The organism is Photorhabdus antumapuensis (assembly GCF_020387775.1).
Lineage (GTDB): Bacteria > Pseudomonadota > Gammaproteobacteria > Enterobacterales > Enterobacteriaceae > Photorhabdus > Photorhabdus antumapuensis.
Genome location: NZ_JAHZMK010000042.1, coordinates 37090 through 47328, shown reverse-complemented (window position 1 = coordinate 47328; position 10239 = coordinate 37090). Strand labels below are relative to the sequence as shown.

Sequence of the window (10239 nt, the reverse complement as noted above, 5' to 3'; positions counted from 1 at the left end):
AGCGCAAGCTGGGGGTTTTTGCATATCAGGGTATGTATCATTTTGTTTGCTTATATTACCTAGTTAACCTGAGTTCTGGTTAAGCCGTCACTAATATGTCTATTTCTGAGCGGGAAATATTCAGTGACGGTTTGTTCTCTTTGAAACAATAAGCGATTAGCCCTCCTAACACATTCAACATGAATCCCTGTAGACTACGGTGTCGTGAGTGCTCTATCTGAGAAATATTCTTTAACTGATCATTGATGGTTTCTATGATGAAACGCTTTGATAACATCACCTTATCCCACACTGAGAGCGCTTTTGCCTTCATGTTACTGCGCGTATCCGTTATCAATGTCATCCCTGTCGCGTTTAAATCATCAAACAGAGCCTGACTGATATATCCCTTGTCGCCGTAAAGCGTTCCTGTTAATCCCGTTGCTAACTCACGGACAGGTTCCCGATCATCGACATTACCCGGAGTGAGTTTGGCTGACACAATTTCTCCTTGATGATTGACTATCAGATGCAGCTTAAAACCGAAAAACCCACCCATTGACCCTTTTCCTCGTTTCGCTATGCCGTCAAACACCTTATGGCGAGGGATACGAACATTATGACAAACACGAATACTCGTGGAGTCGACAAAAGCGAGTCCCGTGGGTTTCCCTTTCACCTGCGTCAAATAGCTACAAAGCGGTCCTAAAACTGAGGAAACGACGCCTAAGAACCGGGTATAGCTGAGCAGGGTGGGAAAGTCTTGTTGAGGGTATCGTCGGACTAATCCAAAGTAGAAATTTTTGAAATCGCGATAATGTGACATATGAAAAGCAATCACAATGGTCATAATCTCGCTGGCACTCATGCGGCCATGACGTCTGCGCTGACGGTGTCCTTCCTCGATACACTGTTGTTCCCAGAGTGGAATGAATACACGGCAAAAATCATCGACATCGCAGAAGAGTTCAACTAGTTTATCCATGCCTGTTCCTGATAAGATCGCTTTTTTCTTGGTCGAAAATTTTGATCTTGGAACAGGCACTTAGTTCCATTTTTTTATCCAGAGTTCAGGTTAGTTACTGTGTCTATCCGCATTATATAGAACAACTCTGTCGGGAACGGATTTGAACGTCGTGGGCAGTTTTGTGTTTAGCGGTATATTATTTCCCCCATTTCCCCCGGTATAAAATTTGCTTTGGGCAAATTTCTTTCCACTTTTCTTAGATGATATAAGTTGTTCTTCTTCCCGTAATTGTTGGAACTTCTTTGGGGTTTTGTCCCACGCATCGTAAAAACTCTGCTTAAATAAACTGTAGTGCATTGATGAGACTAGGGCTTACACTATGAGCTTGTGTTGTAAACATTATCGCTGGACGAACCAAATTGTAGGAAATGAGGCTCGTTTGTCACGTTCGTCACTTTTGAGTATTACCTTGAAAAACGCCGGATGAAAATACCCAACTTTTAATGAATGCCTTCAACATCCTGATGATAAGTGTATATACATGATTTAATTGCCTATGCTTTATTTCCCCGTAGCTGAGTTCAACCTTTCAACGTTTACAGTTGATTTTCAAAATCTGGTCAAGAGAAGAGTTTCAGAGTAAACCGGTGAAGTGATAAATCTTTTTATGTTCCGTTAGGCGATATCGGCATGTCGGCTAACAGGTTATTTTCGATATCGGTTTTGAGCATCTTATAACGCAGCTTTTTCTTAATTGGTATAAGTTAACGAGAAATTGTATGCCTACTTGTACTTAAGCTAACGATGTAGTCCATATCAACTTTGAGCTAGTGTTGAATGATTAAACCTTAATTTCGTCTGGACATTTCTCCTAAGCTGACTTAATGTCTCTGCTTCTGATTTTGATAGGTTTGGCAATTTTCAAGTTCTTACTCATTGTCATGGCGTGGTTCTTGCTGGTTGTGGTGGCTCATTGCTCTAAATCATTCGGTAATATATCAGCGGCGAAATCCTCCTAGTTACAAAAAAACTATGTCTTATATCTCCACTCTAAAGGATAAGATTTTACGATACACTAAATAAATTGGGATTACAGTTTCACAGCCAGACTAAATTTTAAAAAAATGTATCCTTATAGTGTATAAATATGTCATGACACTGCGTTTATTATCCTAAATTTTACTAATTCTATATTGTATTGAAATATGAAGAAAAAACGTCCTATTTTACAAGATGTTGCTGATCGTGTTGGTGTAACTAAAATGACGGTAAGTCGTTTCTTGCGTAATCCTGATCAAGTTTCTGAGCAATTGCGAAAGAAAATAGCGGATGCTTTAGATGAGTTAGGTTATATCCCAAATAAAGTGCCGGATATTCTTTCTAATTCCACTAGTCATGCTATTGGTATTTTATTGCCTTCTTTGACTAACCAGGTTTTTGCGGAGGTTATTCGTGGTATCGAATATGTGACGGATAGTTATGGTTATCAAACTATGTTGGCTCACTATGGCTATCGTTCAGAAAAGGAAGAAGAGCGTTTGATTTCTTTACTTTCCTATAATATTGATGGTTTGATTCTTTCAGAACGTACTCATACTCCACGAACTTTGAAGATGTTGGAAACGGCTGGTATCCCTGTTGTTGAACTGATGGATTGTGTTTCTCCTTGTTTTGATACGGCAGTCGGTATTGACAACTTTGAAGCAGCTCGGCAAATGACAATGGCAATGATTGAGCGTGGTTGCCAGCGGGTGATTTATCTTGGTGCGAGACAAGATGAAAGGACGATTATTCGCCTGGAGGGCTATGAAGCTGCAATGGAAAGTGCGGGGTTAAAGCCAGGTAAGATAATGACACCAGACAGCTCTTCTTACACATTAGGGGGGCAGTTATTGAATGAAGCAAGAACAAAATATCCTGATGTTGATGGTCTATTCTGCACTAACGATGACCTCGCTATCGGAGCAATTTTCGAGTGCCAACGTCAAGGGATAGCTGTACCACATGATATTGCAATAGCCGGCTTTCATGGCCATGATGTTGGTCAGGTGATGACACCAAAACTTGCCAGTGTGTTGACGTCTCGTGACTTAATGGGGCGGAGAGCTGCTGAATTATTAATGGCTCGGCTGAAGGGCGAATATCTACCGCAAAAAATGATTGATATCGGTTTTCAATTATCTCTGGGAGAGAGTATCTAATCGATCTGCTGGATTTGCGTTTTTTTGAACTCATTTGTGATAAATATCACATTTATATTTCCTGAATATTCCGTGTTGTTGCGAATTTCATCTCTACTTCTGATAATGTTACCGATAACAGTTACCGGTAACATTTGTAGATAAAATATCTACGCTAAGGAGTTTATATGAGCGATACCCAGCATTCGAATCATGTTTTTGTGCTTATGGGGGTATCCGGTAGTGGTAAATCTGCTGTTGCCGGTGCTGTGGCCTATAAATTGGATTCTGCTTTTTTAGATGGTGATTTTTTACATCCAAGATCTAACATTAATAAGATGGCTGAAGGATACGCACTGAATGATGAAGATCGTGAACCTTGGTTGAAATCACTGAATCATGCAATTTTTGCTATGCAACGCACAAACCCGGTTTCCCTGATTGTTTGTTCTGCTTTAAAAAAACATTACCGGGATATACTGCGTGATAATAATAAGAATCTGTCATTTCTTTATATGAAAGGCGATTTTGATTTAATTGAAAGTCGATTGAAGGCACGTAAAGATCATTTTTTTAAACCTCAAATGTTGGTATCTCAGTTTGAGTCATTAGAAGAGCCGGGGAGTGATGAACAGGATGTTTATCTGGTTGACATTAGATCATCTCTTGATGAAGTGATAAATCACTCGATAAGAATAATTAATAGTGTCATTTCAGGGGAAAAATAATGAGTACTTTAACCTTAGTGCTGACAGCCGTGGGTTCTGTTCTTTTACTGTTGTTTCTGGTAATGAAGGCCAGAATACACGCTTTTGTTGCGTTAATACTGGTTTCCATGGGAGCGGGTGTTTTTTCTGGTATGCCACTGGATAAAATTGCTGAAACAATGCAAGAAGGAATGGGAGGAACATTAGGTTTTCTGGCTATTGTTGTCGCACTGGGGGCTATGTTTGGTAAAGTTCTGCATGAAACAGGCGCACTGGATCAGATTGCAGTTAAGTTACTAAATAGTTTTGGTGAAAAGAATGCTCATTATTCATTAGGGATCGCTGGTCTGGTTTGTGCTTTGCCGTTGTTCTTTGATGTAGCGATTGTTTTATTGATTGGTGTGGCGTTTGCAGTAGCGCGTCGTACTGGCGGTAATGTAGTGAAACTGGTTATTCCTCTGTTTGCCGGTGTTGCAGCCGCCGCAGCGTTTTTGTTACCTGGTCCAGCACCGATGTTGTTGGCTTCACAGATGAATGCTGACTTTGGTTGGATGATCTTAATCGGTATCAGTGCCGCGATTCCTGGGACGTTACTGGCGGGTCCAATCTTCGGTAGTTTTATCAGTAAGTATGTCACTTTGGATTTGCCCGTGGATATAAGTGAGCCAAGCCTTGGTCAAGGTAAGATGCCATCTTTTGGTTTGAGTTTGTCACTGGTCCTGTTCCCTTTGGCTTTGGTTGGATTAAAGGCTATCGGTGAGAATTTTGTTGAACAAGGCTCTGAATTGTATCAGTGGCTTGAATTTATCGGTCATCCATTTTCTGCGATTTTGGTTGCTTGTTTGGTTGCTATTTATGGTCTGGCAATTCGTCGTGGGATGAGTAAAGAAAAAGTGATGGATATCTGCTCTTCGGCTATTCAGCCTGCTGGAATTATTTTGTTGGTTACCGGGGCCGGTGGTGTATTCAAACAAGTATTAGTGGATTCTGGTGTTGGCCCTGCTTTGGGAAACGCTTTGATTGGGGCGGGTCTGCCTATTGCATTAGCGTGTTTCATCCTTGCTGGTACAGTACGCGTTATTCAAGGTTCTGCAACCGTTGCTTGTTTGACAACTGTTGGTCTGATTTTGCCAGTTGTTGATCTTCTGGGATATTCTGGTGCCCAGCTTGCAGCTCTTTCAATTTGTATTGCGGGTGGTTCTTTGGTATTGAGCCATGTTAACGACTCAGGCTTTTGGTTATTTGGTAAATTTACTGGTGCAACAGAATTTCAGACACTGAGAACTTGGTCAATTATGGAAACTATTCTTGGAACAACAGGTGCCGTTGTTGGAATGGTTTTCTTTGCCATGTTGTAATTCATATGAATTAAGAGATTGTATTAGATTAATACCGCCTTCCTTAGAAGGCGGCAAGATAAGTTAACTATCTGGAAATATTGGTGACATTAAAATAGTGTTCTTGCTAACGGGTGACGGTGGCACCAGCGATCTTTATAGGCGAAAGTAGGTTTGCCAATAGAATAGCGCATCGTTTTTTGATTCTGCTGACAGAGCGTTGAAGCATTTTGAATATTTAACCACATGACAATGCTTCCAAGGCTGAGATTAGCGTATTCAGGATCGTATCCACCGTTTACTGCATCGAATGAAACCCATTGAGGGCTGTCTGATTTTATAACTAAATCGTAGGCTGCTGGGGTTCCATTGATAGTTAATACACATCCGTACAGATGTTGTTTGAGCTCAGTGTATAATTCGGTTAATTTTCCTTTTTCTTCTTCACTGTGTTTTTTCCCCCACCGTTTTTCGTATAGTATGGTGTAAATATCAACAAATTCTTGGCAAGTGAAATCATCAATTTGATGTATTTCTCCGCCTGCACGCTTAAATCTATTAATTTCATTACTCCGATTTCTTCTTGTTTTATAAGAAAAATCTTCTTTAGCAAGGCATATTGTTCGCTTGTTTAATCGGCCATAATAAAGGTTGACGAAGTTTTCTCTGTGCAGAGGCGATATGGTTTTTGACTTCCCAGGGATGATAGTTTTTAGATGTTTGGCAATAGGGAAGAGAATTTCATCGTAACTGAAAAAATAATAATCCTTTTGGTGACTTGCTGCCAGATGATGATCTTTACATGTAAAGTATGCTCCTTCGATAACGTTTTCTATTTGTGGATTTTCTTTGACATAAAAGATAAAACTATTGCCAAATTTTTCATTTAAGAAGCGTACAATATCTGGATGAGTAGATATTCCACCACCATAAAGAGAATACGCTTGTTGGTAACGTTCGAAACTACATTCTTTCCAGCCGGAGATGAGCCTTTTTATAGCACTGAGAGGATACTTTTTTGGAAAAATCATATTTTAAATACTCTTTTTAACGCTATGTTTTACATATGGTATAAACTTATTTTTCAACGCATTAAATACAACAAAAAAGATAATTTGTCTTTATAAAATGGGTTTCTTGTGAGCTCATTCATATTGTAAATCTAAGATTATAAGTTTAATTTTTCTGCACTAAAAACAAGATAAGTATTTAGTACTATTCCCAATCAAGCTTTATTGTTGCTTACTGATCGAGAATATTTATTAATTGTTGATATAAAGCTTCAGCACTGCGTTCATAACCTGCGGCTGAGAGGTGAACATAATCAGGACGCGCGAGATCTTGTTGCGCCCAGCTTCTAATTGAGCATTTTCCACCCATATATTCACGCCAGTTCCAGAATAGTGTGTGCTGATCTTGAGCGACTTTTTGTTGAATCTGGATAATATTATCCAACATTGTTGGTTGTTGTGCTGCACAACTTGTCAGTTGGTTGTTTTTCAAAGAATCACCCGGCCCAATAATAAGGATAACTGCTTGTGGTAACTGATTACGAATCTGCTTTATCTTAGTTTCCAGTTGCTGGCGATAGCTTGATAAATCAAGCGAATGATTAAATGCCTCATTTGTGCCATAAGCGAGGATCACCATATCAGGATGCATTTGAACTAATGTATCAATCCATTTTGGCTGCCACTTATCCATCATATTAATAGTTGCACCATTAATACCCAAGGCAGATAACATAATACCTGGTTGTTTACGTTTGATAAACCAACCGCCTAATTTTAACTGATTATTTTGTATCGCCATAATATTAACCGGGAATGTAACTGATTCCTCAGTAGAAAATTGCCAGTGACCGTGAGTTGCCGGTAATTTCAGTATTCGTTTGGTTGCAGATTGAACCAGAATCTGGGCATCATCCGACGTTTGGTATAATGTTTCGAGTTGATAGCGATCATGGGACGGTGAAAGTAGCCTTAAAGCTAATTGACTTATTTGGTTACTAGGTTCTGCAATTGTACCGCCGAGAGGAAAATCAGGCCGATTATCTTTGCGGCTGGTAGTGAGTTTCCATTGTTGTTTATTACCGGTCATACTGACCATGGCGTTACGTTGGCCAGGTACATTAATTGGGCTAACAAAACCAATCCCTGCGTCGCCAAAGCGTTGTTGCAATAAAGAGCGAAGCTTGCCAGTAAAAAAGTCTGCGGCAGTATGGGAATCTCCTATCTGAACAAAATGCAGTTGATTATGGCGGTTGTTATGCAGTTTATTCGCCAGTAAGGCTAAATTCGGTTCACCAAAGTCTGTTAACTGTTGGCTCATTGTTGCAGGTTGTTGCGTTGGCAATGGTTCTGGTTTTTGTTTATGGCACGATATCAAACTTAAAGAGAGTGTGATGACCAGACTGATGCCAGCAGATTGGTATCGCCGACGGAGTTGTTTAACCATTTCCATTTTGTTTGGCTGGTTCCTAAATAAATTTAATCAATGAGAATATATTGTCCGAGATAGTTTGCTGGCCTTTCAAGCTAAAATGTATACCATCGCCGCTTCTGAGTTTAATTTTGTTACTATTGTCGCCGACATAATCGGAATAATCATTTGCATGATATTTAAAAATATCATTAACAGAAATGTAGATTTCTCCGGCTTTCGTTACTTCCGATTGATACAAGGCTCTCAGATATTCCATGCTGACGGAAAGTTTTTTCTGCTGCATATTGGGAGGACCAACCCAGATAATATCAGCACCGTGGTTACGTGCTTCAGTAAGGATTACGTCGATACGTTGGCGATAGAGGTTTTCCCAATCAGAACTGGCGAATTTCAGGTAGGTGCTGCCATGTCTTGGTGGCATATCCCAGGGGTCATTTGGCCCCAGGAAGATAACAACCAGCTTGATATCGTGGTTAGCTTCCAGCGCCTTATTGATAGTTTCCGGCCAGTTAAAAAAACTGGGATAAGCAAGCCCGGTACTTTGTTTGCTGAGATTAATACTTGAAATACCGTAATCCTGATAGAGCCGACGTTTCAGATGCGGGGCAATGCCTTGCATCATTGAGTCTCCGGCAAAAAGTACTTTATCCTTGGCTATTAGCGTCACATTGGTTTTGGCGATCACTATACTGGAATGAACATTATTGCCTGAATTGCGGAGCACTGATGAGTTGACAGAATTAGCATGAGGAGATTTTTGTAATAATTCAGGGAAAGTGGCAGGAAGATTTGCAATAGGAGAGGTATAACCACCCAGGAGCTTCAGCCCGATCTGAAAACCCACAGGAAGGGTGATATTCGCTTCCAGGGGAGTTTGCTGATGATTGTCACTGTTATTGCCGGTGGTATGTAAGATAAATGCTTCTCCCGCAGCGAGTACACCTTGTTCCAGATTATCACCTAAATCCCAGAGCGGATTACCTTGTAAGGTTGCCCACGGGCTTTGCTGGTGGTATTTTTGTTGCCAGAATCTATCCAGTGAATGGTGATTCAGCCAGATTAACAGTAGACTCGTTAATACCACGATAAAAATGGCTTGCCCGGCAGTTTTTAAATTAGATTTGAATTCAGAAATTAGCATAGATGAATCCTGGCATTCCTTGTGGTGAAAGCATGAATACTAAAGTCAGAATAATGGCTAATGGTATTGGGTAGTATATCCATGAAATCTGAGAATGAATTTTCCCAACGGCTATTTTTAGATTAAGCAGCCACGGATAAATAATAAAGAGTCCCCAGAACATCAGTAACAACCCACCGCTGGCTATTATCGAGTGAAATAAATCTGGTGATATCAATTGATTTAATAATGTCAGGGCATCATCCAGAGTAGGGCAACGGAAGAAAATCCATGCCAGACAGACAAAGTGGAAGGTGATAATTCTGGAGAAAAATGAGGTTGCCGGATTTTTGGATGTATTTTCGTTTTTCGAAAAAAATAACTGATATTTAACATTGAGGATGATTAATCCTAATCCATGAATCGCTCCCCAGATAATGAAGTTAATTCCGGCGCCATGCCATAAACCGGAGATGACCATAGCGGCAAACAAATTAAGATTTTTACGTATAAATCCCTTTTTATTACCGCCAAAAGAAATATAGACATAATCACGGATAAATTCAGATAAACTGATATGCCAACGGCGCCAGAAGGCTTGTAAGTTTTCCGCCAGATAAGGGGCATTAAAGTTTTCAGGTACTCTGAATCCGAGGAGTAGCGCTAATCCGGTAACAAGATTGGTATAGCCAGAAAAGTTAAAATAGATATGCCAGGCATAGGCATAAATACCAACCAGGATTTGCCCTGCACTGTAGCTGGTAGGATCATCAAAAACTGGGTTTACATAATTTTCGGATAGATAAGAGCTGAACAGGAATAGTTTGGTTATTGCCAATGCAATCAGCAATATTGCTCTTGATGGTTCGATGATCACTCTTGATGATATCTGGATTTGAGGCAGAAAATCTTTAGCTCTGTTTATTGGTCCGGCAACAATACTCGGAAAAAAGCATAGATATAAAACGACATCAGGGAATGATGCCCGAGGGATTTCTTTTCTTGTGACAGAAACGACATAGCTGACGGAATGAAATGCATAGAAAGATAAGCCCAAAGGCAGGAGTAGTGTCAGTATGGGTAAATCTATGGATAAACCAAATGTGGCAAATGCTTGTTGCAGGTTTTCTTGAAAGAAAGAGTAATACTTGAATGCGGTGAAACACCCCAGAATACCTATCGTCAGAATGGTAAATGTGATGCGGTCGGATAGAAATTTGCCAGCTATGTTTGTTAAAAGATAGATAAATAGCGTATAGCCAAATAAGATACCGGCGAAAAGTGGATTAAAAGAAAAGACAAACAGATAACTTGCGATTATCAACAAGTAGTTTTGTGCTTTTGCACTTTTTTGTAGCATCCAATACAAGAAAAAGAGGGCAACAAAGGACCCTAGAAACTCAAAAGAAAAGAAATTCATATTAAACTCTGGCTAATCATTTCATCGCAGTACAAGGTCATAATGAGCGATATTATATACCCCTCATCTTTCAAGCTGCTGCTT

Annotated in this window: 8 protein-coding genes; 3 read left to right on the top strand and 5 right to left on the bottom strand. The window is 39.9% G+C overall.

Annotation, left to right across the window (positions count from 1 at the left end; translation table 11 throughout):
• Window positions 1-79: 79 nt before the first annotated feature.
• Window positions 80-964, bottom strand: coding sequence for an IS982 family transposase (locus tag KZ793_RS16295; protein WP_225816297.1), 885 nt, complete (start codon window positions 962-964; stop codon window positions 80-82).
• 1187 nt (window positions 965-2151) lie between these two features.
• Here KZ793_RS16295 and gntR point away from each other — a divergent pair.
• The 3 genes from gntR to gntU all read left to right on the top strand — a co-directional run bounded on the left by gntR (window position 2152) and on the right by gntU (window position 5191).
• A complete protein-coding gene (gene gntR, locus KZ793_RS16290) occupies window positions 2152-3147 on the top strand; it encodes a gluconate operon transcriptional repressor GntR (protein WP_225816296.1) in 996 nt (331 codons plus the stop codon).
• A 167-nt stretch (window positions 3148-3314) separates the two neighbouring features.
• Window positions 3315-3854 carry a gluconokinase gene (gntK, locus tag KZ793_RS16285; protein ID WP_225816295.1) on the top strand — a complete coding sequence of 180 codons (540 nt, stop codon included), beginning with the start codon at window positions 3315-3317 and terminating at the stop codon, window positions 3852-3854.
• On the top strand, window positions 3854-5191 hold the full coding sequence (gene gntU, locus KZ793_RS16280; protein ID WP_225816294.1) for a gluconate transporter: 1338 nt from the start codon (window positions 3854-3856) through the stop codon (window positions 5189-5191). The genes gntK and gntU overlap by 1 nt, the downstream gene beginning before the upstream one ends.
• Before the next feature lie 89 nt (window positions 5192-5280).
• Here the strand turns inward: gntU and KZ793_RS16275 are convergent, their stop codons facing one another.
• From KZ793_RS16275 to KZ793_RS16260, 4 genes are all read right to left on the bottom strand, one after another.
• Window positions 5281-6201: a GNAT family N-acetyltransferase gene (locus KZ793_RS16275; protein WP_225816293.1), complete on the bottom strand. Its 921-nt coding sequence runs from the start codon at window positions 6199-6201 to the stop codon at window positions 5281-5283.
• Window positions 6202-6412: 211 nt separating this feature from the next.
• Complete coding sequence (locus KZ793_RS16270) at window positions 6413-7633, bottom strand: SGNH/GDSL hydrolase family protein (protein ID WP_225816292.1); 1221 nt, start codon at window positions 7631-7633, stop codon at window positions 6413-6415.
• A gap of 16 nt (window positions 7634-7649) precedes the next feature.
• Window positions 7650-8756, bottom strand: a complete 1107-nt coding sequence (locus tag KZ793_RS16265) for an SGNH/GDSL hydrolase family protein (RefSeq protein WP_225816291.1) — start codon at window positions 8754-8756, stop codon at window positions 7650-7652.
• Window positions 8743-10155, bottom strand: a complete 1413-nt coding sequence (locus KZ793_RS16260) for an MBOAT family O-acyltransferase (RefSeq protein WP_225816290.1) — start codon at window positions 10153-10155, stop codon at window positions 8743-8745. Before KZ793_RS16260 ends, KZ793_RS16265 begins: the two co-directional genes overlap by 14 nt.
• Between the last annotated feature and the right edge of the window lie 84 nt (window positions 10156-10239).